The organism is Bradyrhizobium ottawaense (assembly GCF_900099825.1).
Taxonomy (GTDB): Bacteria; Pseudomonadota; Alphaproteobacteria; order Rhizobiales; family Xanthobacteraceae; genus Bradyrhizobium; species Bradyrhizobium ottawaense_A.
The window spans coordinates 5,083,530-5,106,504 of sequence record NZ_LT629693.1; the positions used below are offsets into that span (position 1 = coordinate 5,083,530).

A 22,975-nucleotide genomic window follows, 5' to 3' on the forward strand; every position below is an offset into this window, starting at 1 on the left:
AGACTTGCCGGATAAATGACCGAAATAGACAAGATAGACCGCAAAATCCTCTCTATCCTTCAAGGGGATGGCCGCATCGCCAATGTCGAGTTGGCGGAGCGGATCGGGCTGTCGCCGACCTCGATCGGCGAGCGGCTGAAGCGGTTGCAGCGCGACGGCTTTGTCGAGGGCTATGGCGCCCGGCTCAATCCGCACCGGCTGGGCCTCGGGTTGCTGGTGTTCGTCGAGGTGATGCTCGACAAGACCACGCCCGACATCTTCGCGCGCTTCGCCAAGGCGGTGCAGGCCGCGCCCGAAGTACTGGAGTGCCACATGGTGGCGGGTGGCTTCGATTATCTGGTGAAAGCCCGGGTCGCCGACATGACGGCCTATCGCCGGTTCCTCGGCGAGAGTTTGCTGGCGCTGCCGGGCGTGCGCGAGACGCGAACCTACGCCGTGATGGAGGAGATCAAGCGCGACGCGCCGCTGCCGGTCGGCTAACACCGGGACGTGATCCACAGGCGTTGGTCATGCATATTGGCAGCGCGACGGCGCCGCGCTAATTCTCGATCACGCCGTCACTTGGGAATAACAGGAATGATGCGAGACGCCGGTCCTCCGACATTTGGAAATCAGACACACGTCAGGCCAGGCGCGATGCTTTGCGTCGTTCTCGCCGTGTTGCTGGGCGCGCCGACGGCAGAGGCGTCCGAGATGAGCCGCGAGGTCGCGGCGCTCTACAGCACGGTGTCGATCTATCCGCCGTCGGCCACATCGATGACGGTCTGCTACGGCTTCGTCTGCCGGCGCCGCGAGATCCTCAATTTCACGGCGGGCGATCGCGCCGCGCTGACGCAGATACTGAATGCAGGGCACGCGTCGGCTGCGGCCGAGCGCGCGGCGGTGCAGAGAGCGGTGGTGTGGTTCGACCGCCGCATGGGACCGATCATCGGCACCAACAAGCGGGTGGCCAAAGCGGATTTCCGCTACTTCGACGACAAGCACAATTACGATTGCTGGGACACCACCCGCAACACCACCAGCCTGTTGCTGGTGCTGCAGGAGTGGCACCTCCTCAAGTTCCACACCGTCGGCGATCCGCATTATCGCGGCAATACGCTGGTGCTGCAGACGCCGCACAACACCGCGGTGCTGCTCGACCGCGCCACCAAGATCGAATGGGTCGTCGACCTCTGGCCGCGCGGCTATCTGCAGCCGCCCGATGTCATGACGGTGCAGAAATGGGTGACGGAGGATTGAACGCGGTTGGTGCGTTCGTTCGGCGCGTGCCGCCCAAAAAAAATCCGTCCTGATGCGATCAGAACGGAATGGCAATGTTGGCCTATTGGCGTGCGCGTCAAAGCGGTGCCCGCTCCGCCGAACGCTCACAGTTTTTTCTGGAGATCCTTGTCAGCCCAACTCCCGGATCACGTCCGAGAGTCTGCCGTTGCCGAACGCGCTGTTGCGCTAAACCTTGAGGTTCTCGGCTGAGGTCTTGCCGCGGTTGGCGATCTCTTCGTACTCGACGGTCTGCCCTTCATTGAGCGTCGAAAGACCAGCTTTCTCAACTGCCGAAATATGAACGAAAACGTCCTTGCCGCCACTGCTGGGCTGGATGAATCCATAACCCTTAGTCGGGTTGAACCACTTCACCGTACCTTTAGCCATTCACGTCGTCTCCGCGGAATCAAAAAATAAAACGAGCCGCCGGTCCCCGCACATACCGGCCTGCCCGAGGCATCAGGATACGCGGGTTGTGGCGGACTGGGTAGCGCAAACGGCATCGCCGTTTCGGCAAAAAAGCGGCATGTTGCACCGCATTTCCGCCGTTTTGCCGGATTCACGGTCATTTGACGCGGCGAAATCGCGGCGGGGCGAGCCTTTCCGCTTTCACCCGCAGAGCGAGGGGCGGGGTCGCGGGCCCCCGACGACCCGCCTGCCGAGGCCGGCGATTTCCGCAAAGTGCCGAGTCCTCCGGGGCCCGTCGCCTTAGTAGTTGGCGGCGAGATAATCGACGATCTTGCCGACATCCGCGTCGTCTATCGGCGCGCCGTAGACCTTGATCATCTTGGTGACTTCGGCGGCCCAGAAATCCTTCTTGAATTTTTCGCCGCGCGGCTGGGTCCTGATGTAATCGGCGGAGTGGCAGGCGGTGCAGTTGCCCTGCGCCACCTCGAGACCCGCGCCGGGCTTGAAGGCGGCGGTTTCCTCGGGAAGCTGGTAGCCGACCGGGGCAGCAAAGGCGGCGGCGAAGCCGAGGCTTGCCGTGACGGTGAGGGCGAGAAGGATCCGGTATCGCATGATCATTCCCCTCATGCCGCCGTGACGCGAACGGTTTCGACGACGTTGCGCAGATAGCCGGCCGGATTCCAGAACGGCGTCATCGGCTGCACGTCGCCGCCATTGCCGGTGGCGCGCACCTTGAGTTCGTAAGCACCGGCCGCGAGCTTGACCGGCAGCTTCCATTCGCGGAACGAATATTTGCCGAGATCCTTGCCGAGCTTCGCCGGCGTCCAGGTCTTGCCGCCGTCGGTGGAGACGGCGACTTCCTTGATGCCCTTGCCGCCGTCGAAGGCGATGCCCTTCAGCGTGGTGGAGCCCGGCTTCAGCTTGGCGCCATCGGTGACGTTGGTGATGAACGAGCGAACCGTGAACCGGTTGATCGGAATCGTCGCCTTCGGTGCCGTGCCGGGCTCGACGCTGTTGTTGGGCGTATCCGGAATCCGGTAGGCGGATTTCATCCAGAAGCCCTCGAACACATTGTCGATGACGGTGATTTCGTTGAGATGCTTGACCCAGTAGGTGCCGTAATAGCCGGGCACCACGAGGCGCAGCGGGAAGCCGTTCAGGAGCGGCAGGTCGTCGCCGTTCATGCCATAGGCCAGCATCACTTCGCCGTCACGGGCGTGGTCGATGTCGAGCGCCTTGACGAAATCGGGCGTCCTGTCGCTGACCGGACCATCCATGCCGTTGAAGGTGACCTGCTTGGCGCCCTGCTGCACGCCGGCCATATCGAGCACGGCCTTCAGCGGCACGCCGCGCCAGCGCGCATTGCCCATGGCGCCGTTGGCCAATTGCCCGCCGGCAACCCGCGGCGTCGAGAAGCCGCGGCTGTTGCCGGAGCACTGGTTGACCGCGACCAGTTCGACGGCCTTCAGCTTCTTGATGTCTTTCAACGAGAGTTTGAGCGGGCGATCGACCTTGCCCTTGATCTCGAGCGTGAACTTGTCCGGATCGATGTCGTAGGGCACGTCGGCCAGGTGGTAGCGGACGAAGAACGCGTTGTTGGGCGTGATCGCGCCGTCGTTGAAGATGGCGAACGGGGTTTCGAGCTGCGGCGGCCGCTCCGTCAGGCCGATCATCGGGCGCTTCTGCGGGTATCGCACCAGCGGCCGTTCGCCATTGTCGAATGGCAGTGTCACGGTATCGAGCGCGAACGCCCGTTGTGAACCAAGGCCGGTCACCAGCGCCGCCATACCGGCGCGCTTCAGCAATTCTCGTCGATCGAGCATCGTGCTTCCTCCGAAGCTTCTTCTGTTGAGCCGGTCATCACCAGACTCATCGATGCGAAGTTGTCGCATCGGAGGAGGCGGAGTCAATTGCTGCTTTCGGAGTGAGCATGTCACATTAGTGTTGCAAACAAGGTTCAACGGAAAGCCCCGGCCGCTGACGTGAGCGACCGGGGCTTCCGAGCAAGGCGAACGGCGTTGTATCAGTAACCGCAGACGTTGATGGTGCGGTAGCGATAGCCGAATGGCGTCATCACCGGGCGGGTCACGTAGCAGCCGTCGTCGCCGCCACCGATGAAGCCGATGCCGAAGCCATGGCCCCGGTGGTGGTGATGGAAGCCACCGCCCCAGCCACCACCCCATCCGCCGCCCCACGGTCCCGCCGAAGCGGCAGTGGGAGCCAGCGCCATGGCGCTGAGGGAAGCGGCGGCAACAAGTGCGAGCGTTACTTTGCTAAGCATGGTCGTTCTCCTTCGATGTGCGCGTTGATCGTTTCGTCTCGGCGCGGGTTTCAGTCTCAGTCTCACCAACGCCCATCAGTCGTACGCGCCGGAAACCGGGTTCGAGGAAACGCCTTTGAATTCGCTGACAATTTTCTGAATATCCGTTCAGGTGTGAGATAGATCACGCTCGCTTCGCGCCACGCCTGGCGAAGCGATGCTAAGCGGCGGCGCTTTGCTCGCCGCCGAGCAGCGCCGCCAGCGTCCGCGTATCAGCGACGGTGCGCACGACCATCGGCTCGTTGCGTCCGCGGATCTCGACCTGCTGCTGCGGCAGCGCGTCGGCAGCGACACCCGCGGTGGCGCGAACCTCGTCGGAGATGACGGCCTCGCAGGCAAGACCCTTGGTCATGTCCTGCAGCCGCGCCGCGACATTGACGGCGTCACCGAGCGCGGTGAATACCATGTGGTCGCGGTAGCCGATGTCGCCGACGATCACCTCGCCGCCGTGAATGCCGATGCCGAAGCGGATCGGCTCGCGCAGGTCGTGCGCGAGAAATTTATTCAGCTCGTCGACATTGGCCGCGATCAAGGTTGCCGCCTTCAAGGCCTGGCGGCAGGCTTCCTGACGGCTCGAGGAAAGGCCGAACAGCGCCAGCATGCCGTCGCCGATGAACTGGTTCGGCCTGCCGCCGCTCTCGATCACCGCCTGCGACACCGCGCCGAGGAAGCGGTTGACGATGAACACGGTGTCGAACGGCAGCCGCTTCTCCGCCAGTTTGGTCGAACCGCGCATGTCGACGAACATGCTGACGAGATAGCGCTCCTGGCCGATCCGTGCAGGATTCGACGCATGCGCACTGGCCGATGTGGTGTGCGGCAGGAACAGCTGGAAGAAGGAGAGGTCGGTTGCCGGTCGCAACTGGCAGGCGAGGCGGATCGACGGATCCGTGGTGCCGACCCGCCCGAGCACGAACGCCTCGCGCTGCGACGGTTCGGGCAGCGCGCTGCAGTCGCCGATGATGCGGATGCGGCAGGTCGAGCAGCGCGCGCGGCCGCCGCAGACGCTGGCATGGGGGACGTTGTTGCGCAGGCTGGCTTCGAGCACGGTCAGTCCCCGCGGCACCCGCACGGTCCGGCCGTTGCCGTAGGACAGATTGATCATGCCGCCGCGGCGTTCGTGAACGGCGCGAGCGCCTCTGGCGAGCAGCACGAAGCCGATCAGGCCGAGATAGCCGATCAGGAAATAATCCGTGATGCGATCGAGCACTTGCGCCTGGGCCCGGGTGCCCATCGTGCGTGGCGACACATTTTCCTCCCGCCATTCGAGGCTGTCGCTGTCCATGACGTTTCGCCCGCCCTGATAAAGGCCGAGCAGCGCGAGCGTCGGAACCAGTATAGCGGCCGCCAGCAGATACGGCGCGGCTTTCTGGTAGAACGGCTTCATCCGCAGCCAGAAGTGCAGGCCGATGCAGGCGTGAACCCACGAGACGATCATGACGGCGGTCAGCATCCAGGCCTTGTAGGGCGTCGAGATCCAGTACGCGAAGAATACCTGCGGGTAGAGCTTTTCGTGGCCGTACAGCGCCTGGCCGAGCCGCACCCCGACAATATGCGCGACCACCATCGCCGGGATGCTCAGGCCGAGCACGAGCTGGATCGGCTCGATCGCCTTCCAGCGAAACTGCCGGCGCTCGTACAGCGCCCAGATGCCGAGCGCAGTGTGCACGAAGCAGGCGGTGTAGAACACGATCGCAACCGGCAGGAATTGCCAGAACAGGACGTGGAAATGGACGCCGATCGCCAGCGCCTTCATCGAGATATTGCCGAGCGCGTGGTTGAGAAAATGGCTGACCAGATAAGCGAGCAGGATGACGCCGCTGACGAGGCGGACCTGCCGGAGGCTGATGCCGCGGATGAAGGTCACGAGCTGCTCGCGGTTCAAGGTGGGCATGCGATCCATGGATTAGATATCGGCGATAACGGTGTTTAATTCCATCACGTACTCTTAATTGTCGTCCCGGCGAACGCCGGGACCCATACTCCGCGGCCCATCAATCCAGGCTGTGGCCCGAGCCGTTTCTCCTTATCACGGCCTGTGGTTATGGGTCCCGGCCTTCGCCGGGACGACGGGACGTATTTTCCGCCACCGCACGTTGACACCCCCCGAGGAGTCGAGGAGAAAGCGCCGTGACGATTGCCCCGCCCGACAACAGCCCGGTGAAACCGGCCCGTCCTGCCATGCCGCCATGGCTCGGCGTGGTGGGGCTGATCGCCGTGCTGACCGTGATGCGGATGGTCTATGCCGGCGTCATGGAGCTGCGCACCGACGAGGCCTATTACTGGACCTGGTCGAAGGAGAGCGCGCTTTCCTTCCTCGATCACCCGCCCGGCATCGCCTGGATGATCCGGTTCGGCACCGCTATTTTCGGCGACACCAGTCTCGGAGTGCGGTTTTCCGGCATCGTCGCGATGCTGGTCACGCAATTGCTGCTGGCTGATATCGTCCGGCGGGTGACCCGTGATTTTCGCGCCGTCGTGTTCGCGGTGCTGCTGCCGGAGGCCGCACTTTACTACGGCCTGCTGATGGCGAAGGTGGCGCCGGACACGGCGATGATCCCGTTTGCGACAGCGATGCTGTGGGCGCTGGTGCGGCTCCATGAAAGCGACAACCCGCGCTGGTGGCTCGCCGCCGGCCTGTTCGCCGGCCTGGCGCTGCTGTCGAAATTCACCGCCGTGATGCTGGCGCCGGCGGTGCTGGCGTTCGCGCTGGTGCCGGACTGGCGGCGGCGCTGGCTGCTCAGCCCCTATCCGTGGCTGGCGGCGCTGATCGCGGTTGTGGTGTTCCTGCCGGTATTGATCTGGAACGCGCAGCATGACTGGGCCTCGTTCCGTTTTCAGTTCGTGCGCGCGGTGGCGGACCATGAACTGTCGTTCCGCACCGTCGGCGACTTCATCGGTCTGCAGTTCGGCCTGGTCGGGTTCGTGCTGCTGCCGGTGGTGTTGTCCGGCGTGACGCTGACGGCGTGGCGCGGCTATCGTAGCCGCGAGCCGGTCGCGATCCTGCTGTCGACTGCGGTGCTGGTGCCCTTCCTGTATTTCTTCTGGAAGTCGCTGACGTTGCGGGTCGGTGATACCTGGCCGATGTTCCTGTGGCCGGCTGGCTTTGCCGCCACCGCGATCAACCTCTTCATGCTGTCGCGCGAGGGCTGGCCGGACTGGATGGTGAAGTCCTCGTTCGCTTGGGCGAAGGTGGCCGTCATTTCCGGTATCGCCTTCGTCGTCGCCGTGTTCCTCTACTATGTCGCCGCGCCCTGGAATTTCATCGGCCGCGCCGACCCGGTCGGCGGCGAGGCGGGTTACGAGCGGGTCGTGGAGCGCGCGCGCGACCAGTTGCAGAAGACCGGTGCGACCTGGATCGCGACCACGGATTATCGCACCTATGCGATGCTGCGCTGGTATTTCAACGGCAGCGGCGTGCCCGTCGTCCAGATCAACGAGCGCGGCCGGTTCCAGGATTTTCGCGATCCCGGCATGGCTGTTATCAAGGACCATACCGGCCTCTATGTCGGACGCGAACCGGACAATCGGTTGCCGCTGTGGAATCTGACGACCGCAAAGCGGCAGACGCTCGAACGGGTCGAACGAGGCTGGCGCGGCGTCGTGATGGATACCTACGCGCTGGAAAAAATCACCGGCTGGACCCCCGATCTCTCGCCGCCTCCGGACTCGCCGCTGTTCAGGTGGCGCGTGCTGGCGGGGACGGTGGAAGTTGATGGGGCAACGTCTTAGGGCGGAAATGGCGTGCATGGGCTTTGCTCAGGCCGTCATTGCGAGCGAAGCGAAGCAATCCATCGCACGGCATAAAGAAAGAATGGATCGCTTCGCTCCTCGCAATGACGGAGGAAGGAGCGTCCCACAGTCGTCATCCCCCGCACATGCGGGGGATCCAGTACGCAGCGGCCTGTCGTTTCAATCACTAGCGCCTCTGGAATACTGGGTCGCCCGGTCAAGCCGGGCGATGACAGCGGAGATTGTTCTCGCGGCGCGGTGCGCCCGGAGTTTTGCTGGAAACCTTGCCCTCGGAAACAGAGGGCGCAGGGAAGACCGGATGCGCGCTGCACCCGCGGTCTCGCGTGCGATGCGTATTAAAAATGCTGCACACGAGCATACAGGTTCAGCGGAGAACACTCGGCCTTCCCTGCGCAATGGCTTTACGGCTCATACGTGATCGTCCTGGTGAACGGCTTTCTTGCCACCATCGTCCGCTCGAAGCGTTAGCCTCTCGCGACCTTGACGCCAGCACCGGGGCGTCGGACCCAAACGATTTCGCCGTACGCATCCGCCGCGCTCGTCAGTCGCAGCTTCGCGTCCACCGCTCGCCGAGCCCTACGTCCGTGACGATGGCCTACGCCCCTCTTGCGGGCCGGGATGCGCGAAGTTCTAGAGCTGATTTGACCGACGGCGAAAGTGGAATATTTTCTTATGTAGGTCTTGACAGACTTTGGGGTGATTTGCCCATCGAGGCTGGGAAGCAGACGTGACCGCCGATTCCACGGGAGCGCTGTGCCGTTAAAACTCCAGTTTGGATTGAATCGCATCCATTCCAGCCTTGGCGCAGGCTTCGTTGGCGTCGCCTCCGGGGGCTCCCGAGACGCCGATCGCGCCAACCAGCGAACCGCTCGCTTCGACCACGAGTCCGCCGGCAATGACGACCGCGCCCGGAAGATTGCGAATACCTGCCTGCATCATGCCGGGCTGGCTGTCACTTCGCTGCGGCCATCGGCTGCGCGCTCAACTCGAAGGCTACGCGCTGGAGATACCGGACTACGCGCTCGACATGCACACGATGAAAGGCAAGGCGATGGGCCGTGGTCTCGATCACTTCCGCAAGGAAGGCGCGAAGCTCGTACTGCCGCCGACCGCTGATGATCCCTGATGAAGCCTGCCGGGTTGTGGGCGGTCAAGCAGCACAGCAAGTAAGCCAAAGCAGCCTTCGTGCGAGCAGCCGCCTCACACAATCGTGAAAGCCAGCAAGCTCGAACCCAGCAGTACGAGGCTGGCCGCTATCAGCGTGAGGAACCCATCGGAGACTAAATCGTGATTGCGCATGATACACCTGCGATGTGCGATGCTCGTCCGAACAGAGCGCAGGCCTGAGCAGCGCCTCTGCTGCGTGACACAATCCGCGATTTGGGTAGGTTCTTCCATTACACGTGCGTGTGGTCGCATAACCTCTTCTGATCGCCCGCAATAAACCTTGGTATGACCGTCACGGCGAAGCGGCAGCGAAGTCCGGGAGGCGACGCTCACGCCAGCGCCAGCAGCGCGACCGCGATGGCGACCACCGCGATGAAGATCAGCGCCTGAACACCCGACATTCGCCACATTCGCGCACCGCCTTTGTGTACGAAGCAGTGCACAATTTAGGCCGGTGTGATGAATTGCAAATATATTCATACCGGGCGCGGTCCGGCGTTCCCCGCACCCTCCGACGATCTCCACAGTACCTTGCGACCGATGCCCCGTTGCGGAGGGACGCCATCCCCCGATGACTCCAATCGGGTCCCATCATCAGCTATCATGAGCTGAATTCTGATTGGGTCTCGCCCCCATGACCGAAGATCATCCGTTCGGATCGGGCCAAACATTGACCTTTGCCTCAGGCAAACCCGGGTTCCGAACCTTCGTCTTGTTCGGCTTCATTGCCGTCCTTACCATCCTGGCCGTCATAACTGGCAACTCGCGGGCAGTCGCACCGCCAGAGAACGCGGCCGGTTTGGTCCTCATGTTCGTCGTCTATACGTCCATCCTGTTCCTGACGATCACCCGCCAGTGGACCGCCGAGATTGATCTCGATACGCGAAGACTCAGGATATTCCGCCGATCTTTCGGCCGCTGGAGGCGGAGTATCGTCGATTGCTCGCTCGATGAATGCACCGCGCTTGGAACGATCGTATACGGCAACGACGGTCATTTTTCTTACGGCGTGTACGTGCGATTAAAGTCGGGTGCGCGACACGCGATTCCCTTGGGGAATCCCATATTCATGGGGAGTTCCACATTCAGCGAAGCTGCGAGCGTCGCGTCGCAACTGTCGGCTGCAACCGGGATTCCAAGGCTCGATACGTGGATTTGACAAGCCAAGTAGCCGATATGGCGTGGTCGTGCTCAGCCAGCGCGTCGGCCAAGGTCCTTCACTTGATTTTCTGCTCCCATCGCCACCACTCCGCCAATAGCACGACCCCTATTACGACCAAGGCCGTAATCCCGATCCCCCAGTACCTGTTGGGGTAGTCAATTCCGAGCAGTGCCAGCACCGCCCAGCACACCGCAATGATCACGCGAGACGTGACCGTCATCATAGATGGGCCTTCATCCTCATCCACGGCCTACTCCAAGGTAGCCAACAAAGGAGCCAACTTTCAATTCAGCGCCGCTGTTGCCATTTTGCGGCGACACTGAGACTTCAAGCAAATTACGACAACTTCCCAATTTCAATTTTAGCTCGGAAGGCTGGGCAAGCAGCCGTGACCGCCGATTCTACGGGAGCACTGTGCCGTTAAAAGTCCAGTTTGGATTGAATCGCATCCATGAACAGGTTGCTCGTGCTGCTGCGGAAGGTCGCCGCGGTCCATGCCTTGCCCGAAGCGGTGGCGGGGGTGTGAGGTCCCGCGTAGCGATCGCGCAGGATGACCTGGACCACGCCGAACCGATCGACCACGGCGACTGCCGCTTGATAGCCGCGTTTCTGACAATCCAGCAGCGCGGCCTGGGCCAACTCGAGCGCAATTGCCGGACTCAGGGACTTATAGGTCACAAGCGATTCCTGCGCGTGGCACGGAGTTGAAATCAGCAGAGCGAGACTTGTTGCCAGATGTACGAAACGTTTGGTGTCCATGACCGATCCTGTTCGTGGCCTGGTGGTCCGATCTGACTCTGCACACAGCCTCGTGACATCGGAACCGAACCATATCCTGGGTCTGGCTATTGCGTGTGCACCGCACTCTGACTAAAAAAGTTTCGGGGAAATGCAGACTCCCCGTCAGACGGTTCCCGTCCAAGCTCTGCGCAACGCTCGATTTTGTCGAGAGGATTGCGCATGGACGGCCGAAAGCTCTCAACCTCACCCATTGCTCGTTGTGGACAAGTCGACGCTGACGCGGTGCCGACCGATTCCACTCGCGAGAGCTCGTCGGTCACTTATTCCGGTAGTGCACAGCGGATCAGCGAAGGCTTTGCCATTGCGCTACGCGCGATGGGATTCGAGGCTGGCATTCTGCCACCGGATATTGCGCGGTCTGACGCCACCTCAAACCCGGAGGACAATTAAATGGGCTTCAAACTTTGGCACGTGGCCACGATCCTTGCGGCCTCGTTCGCAACCGTCGCGAACGCTCAGGACATCGACTGGACCAAGGTCGATGAGGCGTTCGGCAGAAAACCCGCCGTCTCGGGCGACGTGCACCGCTACGGTTTTCCCCGCACCGATCTGACCGTGACCCTTGACGGCGTTACCATCAGGCCGGCACTGGCGCTTGGCGGCTGGGTCGCGTTCAAGCCGATGCACGGCGAGGCCATGGTGATGGGCGACCTCGTGCTCCTCGAGACCGAAGTCAATCCGGTCATGCTCAAAATGATTGAAGGCGGGCTCGAGATCACCGCCGTCCACAATCACCTGCTTCGCGCCAGCCCAGCCACGTTCTACATGCATGTCGGAGGCCACGGCGATCCGGCCAAGATGGCTATTGTTATTCGCGACGCGCTGGCGGCGAGCAAGACTCCGCTCGCGACACCGGCCGCGCCGGCGCCTCCGCCAGCCGTCGATCTCGACACCGCACAGCTTGATCAGATCATCGGCGTCAAAGGGCAGGCGAACGGCGGCGTCTATCAATTTGCCGTGCCGCGCCGTGATCCGGTCACGGAGAATGGCATGCAGATCAGTCCGGTCGGGCCGATGGGCGTGGCGATAGCGATCGGTTTTCAGCCCACCGGTGCCGGCAAAGCGGCGATCACCGGGGATTTCGTTCTGTCCGGCGACGAGGTGAATCCCGTCATCAGGGCCTTGCGAGCGAACGGCATCGACGTAACCGCCGTCCACAGCCATATGCTGGACGAACAGCCGCGGCTGTTTTTCCTTCATTTCTGGGCCAATGACGATGCGTTGAAACTTGCCCGAGGCCTTCGCGCTGCGCTCGACAAGACGGCCAGCACGAAGAGCTAGAATTGGAGGAATTCGATCGCGTTACCAATTAACTTGAAGACCATGGGGACCCTGAGCCTCCCCAACAGATGGATATCCATCCAAGTGCTCGTTACCTCGCTTTGGGGGAACGACTTATGGATGGATGGATTCTCACTCTTTTTGCTCTTGCGGCCTTTGCCGGCGGTTTCGTCAGCGGCTTTTCCGGGTTCGCAATGGGTCTCGTGGTGTCGGGTGTGTGGCTGCACATCATTACGCCGATACAAACCGCAGCACTGATCGCCGGCTACGGTTTGCTCACGCAGGGCTACGGCATCCTGAAACTGCGTCAGGCATTGAACTGGCAGAATATATGGCCGCTGGTGCTGGGCACGACGATCGGAATCCCGATCGGAGTGATCCTGTTGAGCCATATCAACCCGGTCTATCTGCGGTCCGGCGTCGGTGTGTTGCTCGTGCTCTACACGGTTTACGGCTTGGCACGTCCGGCGTTCAAGCCGATGAAAATTGGAGTTGGGTCTGACATTGCCATTGGCGTTGTTAACGGACTGGTGGGCGGACTGACCGGACTTGGTGGCATCGTGTCGACGATCTCCTGCCAATGGCGCGGCTGGACCAGGGATGTGCAACGAGCGGTGTTCCAGCCGGTGCTGTTCGCTGCCTTTGTGGTGATCTGCATTTCGATGGTCGTCACGGGCGCGATCACGCCCGAAACGCTCAAACTGTATGGGCTGGGCTTCCCGTTTATGCTCGCCGGGCTTTGGGTCGGATTCAAGCTCTATGGAACGATTAGTGACGAGACGTTCCGCAAAGCCGTGCTGGTACTACTTCTGTTTGCCGGGCTGTCGCTGATCGTGCCGACGCTGATCGCTCCCGCTACCGGGACGTCGTGAGGTCATTATGCCATTGAAAACAGTCGGAACCATCGCAATACCAAACGCGGCGGGCAGCGAATTTGATCACGCCGCCTTCGATGCGAAGAGCCGGCGTGTCTTCATTGCACACACCGCACGCGATTGTATCGAGGTGATCGACCACGACGCTGGCCGCCACCTCGCAACGCTGCCGGGATTTCCCGGCGTCGCCGGGGCCGTTGCTGACGACGGACAGATTTTGGCAACCAACCGCGGCAGCGCCAGCGTCGCTTGGCTTGATGCCGTCACGCTGGAAACCCGCGCCGTGTTCAAGACCGGCGGGCGGCCGAATGGCGCCGTGATCGTCGCCCGATCCGGCCTTGGAATTGCTGCCTGCATCGGCGTCGATGGAGAAACGCCGACACTGCAGCTCTTCGGATTGCGCGACCACAAGCATGTATCGATCGACCTGCCGGGGCGACCACGCTGGTGCGTCACCGACGCCGAAGCCGGGCGGGTATTTCTCGCCATCCGTGAGCCCTCGATGGTGCTGGTGGCGCGGCTGCCGGATCTCGGCGCGGTGACGCACTGGAAAATTCCATCGTCGGGCGCTCATGGTCTCGACATCGATCATTCCCGAGGCCGGCTTTATGTTGCCTGCGATGACTCAACCCTGGTCGAGATGAACAGCGCCTCGGGCGAAGTCACCAACGTCTGGCCGATCGGAGGTCCGCCCGACGTCACGTTCTTCAACCCGGTAACCGGTCTGGTTCATGTCGCCATCGGAGAGCCGGGACTTGTCGACTCAATTGACCCGCGCAACGGCCACGCCACGCGAACCGTGACCGGCGCCGGTGCTCATACGACGGCGCTGGTGGCGCCGGATCAGCTCTACGTGATTTCGCCCGCGCATGGCGGAGTTCTCGTCCTATCGGACACCTGAATTCGACGACCAAAAGCTGCACAGGAGGAACAAAATGAAATGGATCACCCGCGAAAAGGTCAAGGTCGACCGTGTTGCATGCCCATGGCTGATCAAGAAGTTCGTCGATGAGGATGCCGAGTTCGTGTTTGTGCCGGGAGAGAAGGTGATGGCGGAGGCGAAGCGCCTCGATGCCATTCCCTATGACGTCAAGGACGTCGAGCTTGGTCATCACGGCAAGGAATGCTCGTTCGAAGCGATCCTGAAAAAGTACAAGCTCACGGGCGATCCCGCGTTGATGCTGCTGGGGCGGATCGTCAACGGCGCCGATACCGATAACACGTTGTACCATCAGCCGGAGGGACCGGGCCTTGAAGCCGTCGCCGAAGGCTTTCGGCATCTCGGCTTCAAGGACGACCACGAACATAATGCGGCGGCGTGGATCGTCTATGACGCGCTCTATGCTTATTGCCGCGAGATGGTCAAACGCGGCAAGCCGCATGGCGACTTCATGAGTTGATGCTTCGCTTGCTGTCGCTTGAGCACAAAGGGTGGTTGTGGTAGAGAGATCACTCGGGCTACTGACAACCGCCCGATGAGCTCCCGCAGCCAAGCGTTGTTTCGCTCCTTTTGAGGAGATGAAACATGCCTTGCAGCAGCACCATCAACCATTCAACCAACACGCTCGACGAAGCCGCAGCTTCTTTTCCGACCTTGAGATGGTCCTGGAAAATCCCTCTGGCCTGGGTGGCCGGAGTGGCGCTGTGGTTGGAAAGACGGCACCAGTACAGGCAACTTCTCGAACTTGATGATCGGCTGCTCGCCGACATCGGGGTATCGAAAGCGGATATCGAAGAGGTGCGAAGGTCTTCCTTGTATCTGGATGCCTGGCGCGACAGCCGATGACAATCCATATTCGCTCGGGGTCGATCAGCGCGTTCGGGATAAGTTGATTTAGCCTGTTCGCTCAACAATGTGTGCCCGCGAGGCCGAAGGGTCGAAACGATCGGCGAAATATTGGGTTTCGTGGGCGACGAGTCCGTCGCGGAATTCCATGATGCTCACCGTGTAAGACGGTACGCCGTCATAGCTGAGCACGAACTCGGTGACCCAGAGATCGCCGCTGCCGATCATTCGCCGGACCGTAAAGCGCTTCGTGTTCGGCTGGGCGCGCCGGCTCTCCTGAATATTGTGCCGGCCGCGGATCCGTTCGCCGGACTGCGGATAATCGAGCACGGCATCCTCGCGGTAGATTTCATGTTCGGCCTCGAAATCGCTCGCATCGGAAGCCTCCCAATGGCGCTCGAGCGCGGCTCGCACGGTTCGGTCATCCATCTCGATCTCCTCCCTATGCCCGGGATTGCCTGATGGTCATGAGCCTGACCAAATCTTCAGCAGCCATTCCGCAGGTATCCGGCAGATACGCATGAATTGATTCAAGACGACGGTATTCCGGCTTTTTACAGATCAATTTTTAGGATTATTTAGAATGTGAGATCCTCAATCCCTGCCAAGGGCAGCAATATGACGCCTCGAAAAGCTTTCGTGATTGGGAACCTGCTGTCGGCAGGCTTTGGGGTTCTCATTGTCACCAATCTCGGTAACGCAATCTATCATTGGTATCTCACGGGCGACCTCTGGATGATATCGAGGAGGGGCCTCGGGCGGTACGAGCTCTAGCCAGTTTCCGGTCGAGGTCACTTCCGCCTTGTGCGTTTATTCGCTCATTCTTGCGCTTGGTATCTTATGTCTTGGGGCAGCTCTCATTAACCCGGTGTACTACTGGCGACGCCTGATGCGGAAAGACTGAGCGGTGTCTTTGCCGAGCGATCGTCCGCCGGGATAACCCTCACTCCTCGTCGTCCTTCTTCCGCAACAAATCCTTGGCGAGATCGGCGAGCGCCGGGCGCGGCAGCGCGGTGAACGGCAAGGGACGGGTGACGTCGATGGCGCCCGACCTCCGGTGACCCTGATGAGACATTAGTGCAACAACCGTCGGCTGAAATTTCGGGAGTCGCTTCGTTAACATGCTGCCGCCCGCTTCTGGCGATATAATTGCGTCGACGGTTCCAGAGGGAATTTGTCGACGGTTCCAGAGGGAATTTCCGGTGTCGAAGTTTGCGATTGGCGAGCAAGTCGAAGATGTCGCTGCTGATCACGACCTGAGTGCGGCTGTTGCCGCGTTTCCGGCCGTTGGCGGAAGCGCGCCGCGCGCTGTCGACACCGAAGGTTACGCGGCAACCATCGAAAACATAAGGGCTGCAGTATCCGGCAAGGCGCCCTTGGCTGCAACGAAACGCAGCCGTTCCGCTCCGGTGCCCAATCGCACCAAGGCAACCAAGGCCAATGCCAGGAAAGAGGCGCCCAGCGCGCCGCTGACGGTTTCCGCCGCACCCGCCGTGGTGGAAGCTGTTCCTGCCACGCCGGAACGCGGCAGCGGCGCCCTTGCCCTCATTGCAGCTATCGCTTTGGCGACGGTTGCCGCCTATTTTTCGGTCACGGGCATGGCCGAAATATTTCCCGGGGCTCCGGTTGCGATTATGGCGCTCGCTGCCACGATGGAGGCCGGCAAGCTCGTGATGGCCGGATGGCTGGCCGCGCATTGGCGCCGGGTTGGATGGAAAATGCGCTCGGCCCTGGTCGCGCTCGTTACCGGCCTTGCACTTATCAACGCCGCCGGTGTGTTCGGCAAGCTGGTCGAGACGCATGTCAGCGTGGCGGCCTCGGCGCGTTCCAGCGTCGCCGAACGCATTGATGCGCTCGACGCCCGCGTCGCGGCGCAATCGGCTGTTGTTGCCGACCTCGGCAATCGCGTTGCGCAAATCGATCGGACGGTGGACGAATCGACGCGGCGCGGCTGGGTGACCCGGTCCATCAACATAGCAACCCAACAACGCGTGACGCGGGATGGGTTAGATGCGCAGCGGCAGGCGGCAACGGCAACGCTGGTTGGACTGCAGGCGCAGCGCGCGACGCTTGTCGCTGAACGTTTCCGCATTGAAGCGTCCGCCGGCCCGATCCAGTATCTCGCTGTCATGGTCGGTGCCGCGCCCGAAACCGCGGTACGATGGCTGATACTTTTGATCGTGCTCTGCTGCGATCCCGCGGCAATCGCCTTGACGGTAGCTGCGGCCAATTCGCGACGCTAGAGCGTTTCCTCGTCGTCCCGCTTCCGCAACAAATCCTTGGCGAGATCGGCCAGCGCCGGGCGCGGCAGCGCCGTGAACGGCAAGGGGCGGGTGACGTCGATGGCGGCGAGGCCTAGTCTGGCGGTGAGCAGGCCGTTGAGCACGCCTTCGCCGAGGCGTTGGGAAAGTTTTGCCGCGATGCCGTGGCCGAGCATCTGCTGGATCAGGCTGTCGCTGGCGGCCATGCCGCCGGTGATGGCGAGGTGTCCGATGACATGGCGCATCAGCCGGATCATGCCGAGCGTGCCCGGCCGGCCGCCATAGAGCAGCGCCAGTTGCCGGATCATCCGTAGCGACGCCACCAGCACGAACAGCACATCGATCAGCGCGCGCGGGCTCACGGCCGTGACGACCGAAACGCGCTGGGCCGCGGTCGAGACCAGCCGGCGCGCTTCCTGATCGAGCGGGCTCATCAATTCGCGTTCGGCCAGCTTGATCATGTCGGCGCCGTCGATGATGTCGTCGGTGTGGTTTTGCAACGCGGCGCGGGCGCGCGCCAGCTGCGGGTTCTGATGCGCGAGCTTGACCAGATCGGCTACCACGGCGCGGCTGGCGGCGCGGTCGTCGCTGAGCAGAACTTCGGCGGCGCGCAGATGCAGCTTTTCGATGGTGGCCAACCGCGCCAGCCCGAAGGCTTCGCGCGCGATTACCACCGTGAGCGCCAGCGTGGCGGCGGCCGCGAAGGCGAGGCCGAGGAAGCCGAGGCTTTCGCTGCGCGCAAACAGATCCTCGACCAGGTTGAGGATGCCGAGCCCGGTGCCGAGCAGCACCAGGCCGCCGACGGCGGCAAAGAACAGCGTGCCCCAGCGAAAGCCGCGGCGCGCCGGCACCAGCGGCGCATCCATCGGCACTGGCAGCAGCGACGGATCGCTCTCCGGCGTGATGCGCACCGTGCCGCGGGCAGGGCGGCCGGTTTCATCCGGGGCCATCACGACCACGCCGGGATCGTCGAGCTTGAACGTCGCCGGCCGCCGATGCGGCGTTTTCTCGCTCATTGCAGTCGGTCTCCGATCAGGAACTGAAGGGCGCGGTCAAGGCGGATGTGAGGCAGCGAAGGCTCTTCCGCGCCGTCGCGTGCGACCAGAGGCGGCCGGAAGCGCAGGAAACGGAAATCGGCCTTGTCGGAGGGCGCGCTGGAGAGGCCGCGAAACCCGCCGTTGAACAATTCCTCGGGATTGTCGGGCAGGTCGCCCGGAAAGGTCGCGACTTCAGTCTCGCCATCAAACGTCTCGCCATTGGCGACCTCGCCCGGCGCGGGCGTGCCGAGGATGGAGGGCAGCTTGTCGCGGCCACGGGTGACGACGGCCTCGCGGGTGGCGCGCACGGCCGCCAGCGCCACCACGTCGATGGCGGCGCCGGCAACTTCGGCGCGATCGGTGGCCTTGGCGACCGCGCGCCGCAACACTGCCTCGAGCCGGTCGTGGCTCTGGTGGTGCAGATGATCGGCCTTGGTGGCGGCGAACAAAATACGATCGATCCGCGGCCGGAACAGATTGCTGAGTAGCGTGCTGCGGCCGATCCGGAAGCAATCCAGAATGCCCGCAAGGGCGGCTTCGAGATCGTGCAGCGCTTCCGGGCCGGCATTGAAGGCGGCGAGCGCGTCGACCAGCACGATCTGGCGATCGAGCCGGGCGAAGTGATCGCGAAAGAACGGCCGCACCACGACGTCCTTGTAGGACTCGTAGCGCCGCTTCATCATCGCCCACAGCGAGCCGTCGGGCGCCGTGCCGTCGGCGGCGACGTCGAGCGGCGCAAAGGTCAGCGCCGGCGTGCCCGCCATGTTGCCCGGCATCAGGAAGCGGCCGGGCGGCAGCAGGCTCATGGCAAAGCGTTCGTCGCGGCAGGCGCGCAGATAATCCGTGAACAGTTTGGCGGCGGTGAGCGCCGCCTGTTCGTTCTCGCGGCCTTCGGCGGCGAGGCTCGCCAGATGCGCATGCCAGGGTGCTGCGAGTTTGGCGCGCGGGCCCTCGCGCGACAAAGCCAGACTCTCGGCCGACCATTGCTCATAACTTTTAGCGAGCAGCGGCAGGTCGAGCAGCCATTCGCCGGGATAGTCGACGATGTCGATGGTCAGCGTGCGGTCCGCGCCATTTTGCCGCTGATAGTCGATCACCAGCCGCAGTTCCGAGATGTCGACGGTGGAACTCGGCCAGCGCCGCTCCTCGATCAGGGTGCGGACGTGGTTCTCGTAATCGAAGCGCGGCACCGCATCGTCCGGCTGCGGCTCGAGCCGGGCGCGGGCGATCCGCCCCGACGCATAGGGCTCGAACACCGGAAACCGGCCGCCGCGGGTCAGGCCATGGATCAGCGCCGTGATGAACACGGTCTTGCCGGCGCGCGACAGGCCGGTGACGCCGAGCCGCACGGTGGGATTGAAAAAACCCTCGCCGTAATCCAGTAGCGCCCGCGCCGACAGGCGCGCTTCCTCGACGATGTCTGAAAAACGGGGGGCCATGCGGGGGGAAGGCTCGATGAGAGAGGCGGGGCGCGGACCCCCGAAAAATGGCGATTGACGGGCCGAAATCAAGCTTCATCATTCGGTCGCGTTTATGGGCGAAGGCGGCCCTTGAACCGTACGTTGACCTCGCAGGACCCGAGTCTTATGGCTTATGTCCTATGGCTCCCAGACCCCCTTTCGGAAGGCCGTCATGACGATCTTCAGACTGAAGCAAATCGCCTCGACTTCGATGCATGCGGCGGCCGGCGCCATGCATTGGAATTACGACCGCGCCGAACTGATCGCCGACGGCGTCGTGCATGTCATCGGCATCTGCCTCGGCCTGGTGGCTGCCACCGCCCTGATCGTGCTGGCGGCCGTTTACGCCAGTGCGACCGACGTTGCCGCGGTGTCGGTCTATGTCGCGGGGCTGCTGGCGATGCTCGCCATGTCGGCGACCTATAATCTTTGGCCGGTGTCGCGGGCCAAATGGGTACTGCGGCGGTTCGATCATTCGGCGATCTATCTGTTGATCGCCGCGACCTATACGCCGCTGATCATGGAATTGAAGGACAGCACGTTTGCGATCGCGCTGCTGATCGGGGTGTGGTGCATCGCGATTGTGGGGATCGTGCTGAAACTGACGCGGCCGGGACGATACGACCGCACCGCCGTCGGCCTCTATCTCGCCTTGGGCTGGAGCGGGGTGATGCTGTACGATCAGGTCGTGAAGGCGCTGCCGAGCCTGGCGCTGGGGTTCGTGGTCGCGGGCGGCGTGCTGTACAGTCTCGGCGTGATCTTCCACGCCTGGCAGCGGCTGCGATTCCAGAATGCGATCTGGCACGGCTTCGTCTTGCTAGGCGCGGCCTGCCACTATACGGCTATCCTCGATGTGGTTCTGACGTAGAAAAAATAAGGGAGCGAACGGCCATGCAGGTGACCGGCAAAGTCGTGGTTGTCACGGGTGGCGCCAACGGCATCGGCAAGGCGATGTGCGAAGCCTTCCATCGGGCCGGCGCCGCCAAGGTCGTCGTCGCCGATATAGATCCGGCAGGCTCGCGCGCCGTCGCCACCCCGATCGGTGGGGCCGCCTTCAAATGCGATGTCGGAAAGGAAAAGGACATCCTTCACGTCATCGAGGAAACCGAAAATCAGTTCGGCCCGATCGCGCTGTTCTGCTCCAATGCCGGCATCGGCGGCGGCTTCGATCCGCTGTCGAGCAACGCGGGCGGAACCTCCGACGAACCCTGGTCGCGAAGCTGGGCCGTTCACGTGATGGCGCATGTCTATGCCGCACGCCACCTGATCCCGCGCATGAAGGCGCGCGGCGGCGGCTATTTCCTCAACACGATTTCCGCGGCCGGCCTGCTGTCGCAGGTCGGAAGCCCGGCCTATTCAACCACCAAACATGCGGCGGTGGGCTTTGCGGAAAATCTCGCTATTTCGCACAAGGACGATGGCATCAAGGTTTCAATCCTGTGCCCGCAGGGCGTCGATACCGCCATGCTGCGCTCGATCCCGAAAGGTCCGCAATCCGGTGACGGCGATCTGACGCCGGAGCAGGTGGCGCAGGATGTATTGGCCGGCCTGGAGCAGGAGACGTTCGTGATCCTTCCGCATCCCCAGGTGCTGGGCTACATGCGCAAGAAGACCGAGAATTACGACCGCTGGATCGCCGGGATGGCGAAGATCCAGGCCAAGATGCGGGAAGCTTACGGGAAGTCGTAGGCGTAGCCCGGATGAGCGAAGCGATATCCGGGAACTTCGCAAGACCGACCCCGGATGTCGCTGCGCTCATCCGGGCTACGCAGTGATCCTAGCTCTTCTTCGCGTACAGCAACGGCACCGCCGAATCCACCATCACCTCGATCAGGCTGACGCCATCATACCCGAGGCCGCGCTTGAGCGCGCCCGCCAGTTCCGATGCCTTGCTGACGCGTACCGCGTCGCAGCCCATACCCTCCGCGAGCTTGACGAAATCGATGCCGGGCAGTTCGAGACCCGGCACATTGCGCACCTGCATCACCTGGCTGAACGAGCGCATCGCGCCGTAGCCGGAATTGTTGATGACGACGACGGTCAGCGGCAGCTTGCGTTGCGCCGCGGTCCACAGCGCCTGGATCGAATACATCGCCGAGCCGTCGCCGATCAGGCAGACGGTGCGCACGCCGGGCCGTCCCAGCGCCATGCCGACCGCAGCCGGCAGACTCCAGCCGAGGCCGCCGCTTGCCATGGTGTAAAAGCTGTCCTGGCCGCGCATCGACATGAATTTTTGCATCGCCGGACGGTGCGACGGGGCTTCCTCCACCAATGCGGCATCATCAGGCATGGCGTGGAACAGCGCGTCCAATAAATATTCGACCGGGATCGGATCGGCGGCGGATGGTTTTGGCGGCAGCACGCGGCCGGCGGGTGCGGTGCGCTTGGTCTCGGGCAGCAGGTCGAGCAGCAACGTGAGCGCCGGCTTCATGGTCGCGACGATGCTGGTGCCTGATGGCGTCACGGCGGCGGCGGTCGGATCGTCGGTGATCTGGAACAGCGTGGTTTCGCCGTCGAAGATCGAGGCGTGGCCCTCGACGTGGAACGTAAACACCGGCGCACCGATCACGACCACCAGGTCATGCGCGCGCAGCGCGTCCGACAGTTGCCCCGGCGAGGCGTGCAGGAAGCCCGCGAATTGCGGATGCCGTTCCGGGAACGAACAACGCGCGGAGAATGGGCTGACCCACACCGCGGCTTTTGACTTCTCCGCCACCCGCACCATCAGGTCGACGGCTTGCGCGCGGTCGACGCCGGGGCCGATCACCAGGGCAGGGTGTTTTGCGGCTGTCAGCGCCGCGGCCAGTGACTTCATCGCGGCCGGATCGGGGCCCAACTCGCGGCTGACCTGGCGGGCTTCGACCGGCTGCGCCGGCCGTGTCCAGTCGTCGATCGGCACCGAGACGAAGGTCGGTCCGCACGGCGGCTGCATCGCCACGTAATAGGCGCGCGCGATCGCGGATGGTACGTCCTCGGCGCGCGCCGGCTCGACGCTGTATTTGACGTAAGGCCGCGGAAATTCCGACGCGCGCTCGGCCTGGAGGAACGCCTGCAGCGGCAGGATCGAGCGCGCCTGCTGGCCGGCCGTGATCACCAGCGGCGTCTGGTTGCGGTGCGCGGTGTAGATATTGCCGAGCGCATTGCCGACGCCGGCGGCCGAATGCAGGTTGACGAAGCCGGCATTGCGGGTCGCCTGCGCATAGCCGTCGGCCATGCCGATCACGGAGGCTTCCTGCAGGCCCAGCACGTAGTCGATGTCGTCAGGCCAGTCGCTCAGGAACGGCAGCTCGGTCGAGCCGGGATTGCCGAAGACTTTTTTGACGCCGAACGCGCGCAGCAAGGCGAAGGTGGCGTCCTTGACGGTGGTGGAGGCTTTGGCTGGCTTTTTGGACAACTGCTTGCGT

The 22,975-nt window shown here is 62.8% G+C and carries 26 protein-coding genes and 1 pseudogene; 14 read left to right on the plus strand and 13 right to left on the minus strand.

Annotated features, from left to right (window positions below):
* Nucleotides 1-15 precede the first annotated feature (15 nt).
* A complete protein-coding gene (locus tag BLR13_RS23730) occupies nucleotides 16-480 on the plus strand; it encodes an Lrp/AsnC ligand binding domain-containing protein (protein ID WP_074819001.1) in 465 nt (154 codons plus the stop codon).
* Between the two features lie 156 nt (nucleotides 481-636).
* A complete protein-coding gene (locus BLR13_RS23735) occupies nucleotides 637-1,239 on the plus strand; it encodes a hypothetical protein (protein WP_091976698.1) in 603 nt (200 codons plus the stop codon).
* Nucleotides 1,240-1,446: 207 nt separating this feature from the next.
* Here the strand turns inward: BLR13_RS23735 and BLR13_RS23740 are convergent, their stop codons facing one another.
* The 5 genes from BLR13_RS23740 to BLR13_RS23760 all read right to left on the minus strand — a co-directional run bounded on the left by BLR13_RS23740 (nucleotide 1,447) and on the right by BLR13_RS23760 (nucleotide 5,891).
* Nucleotides 1,447-1,647 (minus strand): cold-shock protein, encoded by a 201-nt coding sequence (locus BLR13_RS23740; protein WP_028351035.1) that lies wholly within the window; start codon nucleotides 1,645-1,647, stop codon nucleotides 1,447-1,449.
* A gap of 321 nt (nucleotides 1,648-1,968) precedes the next feature.
* Nucleotides 1,969-2,280: a sulfite:cytochrome C oxidoreductase subunit B gene (locus tag BLR13_RS23745; RefSeq protein ID WP_074831181.1), complete on the minus strand. Its 312-nt coding sequence runs from the start codon at nucleotides 2,278-2,280 to the stop codon at nucleotides 1,969-1,971.
* An 11-nt stretch (nucleotides 2,281-2,291) separates the two neighbouring features.
* Entirely contained in the window at nucleotides 2,292-3,491 is a 1,200-nt protein-coding gene (locus BLR13_RS23750; RefSeq protein WP_074818997.1) for a molybdopterin-dependent oxidoreductase, read from the minus strand.
* A gap of 200 nt (nucleotides 3,492-3,691) precedes the next feature.
* The gene (locus BLR13_RS23755; RefSeq protein WP_074818995.1) at nucleotides 3,692-3,949 is read right to left on the minus strand and encodes a hypothetical protein; all 258 of its coding nucleotides are present in this window, start codon (nucleotides 3,947-3,949) and stop codon (nucleotides 3,692-3,694) included.
* 199 nt (nucleotides 3,950-4,148) lie between these two features.
* The gene (locus BLR13_RS23760; protein WP_433994228.1) at nucleotides 4,149-5,891 is read right to left on the minus strand and encodes an adenylate/guanylate cyclase domain-containing protein; all 1,743 of its coding nucleotides are present in this window, start codon (nucleotides 5,889-5,891) and stop codon (nucleotides 4,149-4,151) included.
* A gap of 278 nt (nucleotides 5,892-6,169) precedes the next feature.
* Between BLR13_RS23760 and BLR13_RS23765 the strand changes: the two genes are divergently transcribed.
* Nucleotides 6,170-7,720: a glycosyltransferase family 39 protein gene (locus BLR13_RS23765; RefSeq protein ID WP_074818992.1), complete on the plus strand. Its 1,551-nt coding sequence runs from the start codon at nucleotides 6,170-6,172 to the stop codon at nucleotides 7,718-7,720.
* 780 nt (nucleotides 7,721-8,500) lie between these two features.
* Here the strand turns inward: BLR13_RS23765 and BLR13_RS23770 are convergent.
* Nucleotides 8,501-8,692: pseudogene (locus BLR13_RS23770) on the minus strand (heme-binding protein); the annotation flags it as partial.
* Between BLR13_RS23770 and BLR13_RS23775 the strand changes: the two are divergent.
* Nucleotides 8,679-8,867, plus strand: a complete 189-nt coding sequence (locus tag BLR13_RS23775) for a hypothetical protein (RefSeq protein ID WP_074818989.1) — start codon at nucleotides 8,679-8,681, stop codon at nucleotides 8,865-8,867. The pseudogene BLR13_RS23770 and the gene BLR13_RS23775 overlap by 14 nt on opposite strands.
* Before the next feature lie 675 nt (nucleotides 8,868-9,542).
* The gene (locus BLR13_RS23785; RefSeq protein WP_079586017.1) at nucleotides 9,543-10,067 is read left to right on the plus strand and encodes a hypothetical protein; all 525 of its coding nucleotides are present in this window, start codon (nucleotides 9,543-9,545) and stop codon (nucleotides 10,065-10,067) included.
* 58 nt (nucleotides 10,068-10,125) lie between these two features.
* Here the strand turns inward: BLR13_RS23785 and BLR13_RS40340 are convergent, their stop codons facing one another.
* Together BLR13_RS40340 and BLR13_RS23790 are read right to left on the minus strand one after the other, a co-directional pair.
* Entirely contained in the window at nucleotides 10,126-10,317 is a 192-nt protein-coding gene (locus BLR13_RS40340) for a hypothetical protein (RefSeq protein WP_143039683.1), read from the minus strand.
* A gap of 173 nt (nucleotides 10,318-10,490) precedes the next feature.
* Nucleotides 10,491-10,829 carry a GlcG/HbpS family heme-binding protein gene (locus tag BLR13_RS23790; RefSeq protein ID WP_074818982.1) on the minus strand — a complete coding sequence of 113 codons (339 nt, stop codon included), beginning with the start codon at nucleotides 10,827-10,829 and terminating at the stop codon, nucleotides 10,491-10,493.
* Nucleotides 10,830-11,030: 201 nt separating this feature from the next.
* On the opposite strand from BLR13_RS23790, the gene BLR13_RS23795 reads away from it, so the two are divergent.
* The 6 genes from BLR13_RS23795 to BLR13_RS23820 all read left to right on the plus strand — a co-directional run bounded on the left by BLR13_RS23795 (nucleotide 11,031) and on the right by BLR13_RS23820 (nucleotide 14,813).
* Nucleotides 11,031-11,261: a hypothetical protein gene (locus tag BLR13_RS23795; protein ID WP_074818979.1), complete on the plus strand. Its 231-nt coding sequence runs from the start codon at nucleotides 11,031-11,033 to the stop codon at nucleotides 11,259-11,261.
* Nucleotides 11,262-12,152, plus strand: coding sequence for a DUF1259 domain-containing protein (locus BLR13_RS23800; protein ID WP_074818976.1), 891 nt, complete (start codon nucleotides 11,262-11,264; stop codon nucleotides 12,150-12,152).
* A 116-nt stretch (nucleotides 12,153-12,268) separates the two neighbouring features.
* Entirely contained in the window at nucleotides 12,269-13,024 is a 756-nt protein-coding gene (locus tag BLR13_RS23805; protein ID WP_074818973.1) for a sulfite exporter TauE/SafE family protein, read from the plus strand.
* Nucleotides 13,025-13,031: 7 nt separating this feature from the next.
* Nucleotides 13,032-13,928: a YncE family protein gene (locus BLR13_RS23810; RefSeq protein WP_074818970.1), complete on the plus strand. Its 897-nt coding sequence runs from the start codon at nucleotides 13,032-13,034 to the stop codon at nucleotides 13,926-13,928.
* Between the two features lie 34 nt (nucleotides 13,929-13,962).
* On the plus strand, nucleotides 13,963-14,427 hold the full coding sequence (locus tag BLR13_RS23815; protein WP_074818968.1) for a chromate resistance protein ChrB domain-containing protein: 465 nt from the start codon (nucleotides 13,963-13,965) through the stop codon (nucleotides 14,425-14,427).
* Nucleotides 14,428-14,552: 125 nt separating this feature from the next.
* Nucleotides 14,553-14,813: a DUF1127 domain-containing protein gene (locus BLR13_RS23820; RefSeq protein ID WP_074818965.1), complete on the plus strand. Its 261-nt coding sequence runs from the start codon at nucleotides 14,553-14,555 to the stop codon at nucleotides 14,811-14,813.
* A gap of 48 nt (nucleotides 14,814-14,861) precedes the next feature.
* Here the strand turns inward: BLR13_RS23820 and BLR13_RS23825 are convergent, their stop codons facing one another.
* Together BLR13_RS23825 and BLR13_RS42270 are read right to left on the minus strand one after the other, a co-directional pair.
* The gene (locus tag BLR13_RS23825; RefSeq protein ID WP_074818962.1) at nucleotides 14,862-15,242 is read right to left on the minus strand and encodes a nuclear transport factor 2 family protein; all 381 of its coding nucleotides are present in this window, start codon (nucleotides 15,240-15,242) and stop codon (nucleotides 14,862-14,864) included.
* Between the two features lie 514 nt (nucleotides 15,243-15,756).
* A complete protein-coding gene (locus tag BLR13_RS42270) occupies nucleotides 15,757-15,888 on the minus strand; it encodes a hypothetical protein (RefSeq protein ID WP_283808254.1) in 132 nt (43 codons plus the stop codon).
* Nucleotides 15,889-16,015: 127 nt separating this feature from the next.
* Here BLR13_RS42270 and BLR13_RS23830 point away from each other — a divergent pair, with 127 nt between their 5' ends.
* Nucleotides 16,016-17,056 carry a hypothetical protein gene (locus BLR13_RS23830; protein WP_074818959.1) on the plus strand — a complete coding sequence of 347 codons (1,041 nt, stop codon included), beginning with the start codon at nucleotides 16,016-16,018 and terminating at the stop codon, nucleotides 17,054-17,056.
* On the opposite strand, the gene BLR13_RS23835 is transcribed toward BLR13_RS23830, so the two are convergent.
* On the minus strand, nucleotides 17,053-18,090 hold the full coding sequence (locus tag BLR13_RS23835; RefSeq protein ID WP_074818957.1) for a YcjF family protein: 1,038 nt from the start codon (nucleotides 18,088-18,090) through the stop codon (nucleotides 17,053-17,055). The genes BLR13_RS23830 and BLR13_RS23835 overlap by 4 nt on opposite strands.
* On the minus strand, nucleotides 18,087-19,550 hold the full coding sequence (locus BLR13_RS23840) for a YcjX family protein (protein WP_074818954.1): 1,464 nt from the start codon (nucleotides 19,548-19,550) through the stop codon (nucleotides 18,087-18,089). Before BLR13_RS23840 ends, BLR13_RS23835 begins: the two co-directional genes overlap by 4 nt.
* Before the next feature lie 193 nt (nucleotides 19,551-19,743).
* On the opposite strand from BLR13_RS23840, the gene trhA reads away from it, so the two are divergent.
* A complete protein-coding gene (gene trhA / locus BLR13_RS23845) occupies nucleotides 19,744-20,439 on the plus strand; it encodes a PAQR family membrane homeostasis protein TrhA (protein ID WP_074818951.1) in 696 nt (231 codons plus the stop codon).
* A gap of 23 nt (nucleotides 20,440-20,462) precedes the next feature.
* Entirely contained in the window at nucleotides 20,463-21,260 is a 798-nt protein-coding gene (locus BLR13_RS23850; protein WP_074818947.1) for an SDR family oxidoreductase, read from the plus strand.
* Nucleotides 21,261-21,348: 88 nt separating this feature from the next.
* On the opposite strand, the gene mdlC is transcribed toward BLR13_RS23850, so the two are convergent.
* Nucleotides 21,349-22,965 carry a benzoylformate decarboxylase gene (gene mdlC / locus BLR13_RS23855; protein ID WP_074818944.1) on the minus strand — a complete coding sequence of 539 codons (1,617 nt, stop codon included), beginning with the start codon at nucleotides 22,963-22,965 and terminating at the stop codon, nucleotides 21,349-21,351.
* Between the last annotated feature and the right edge of the window lie 10 nt (nucleotides 22,966-22,975).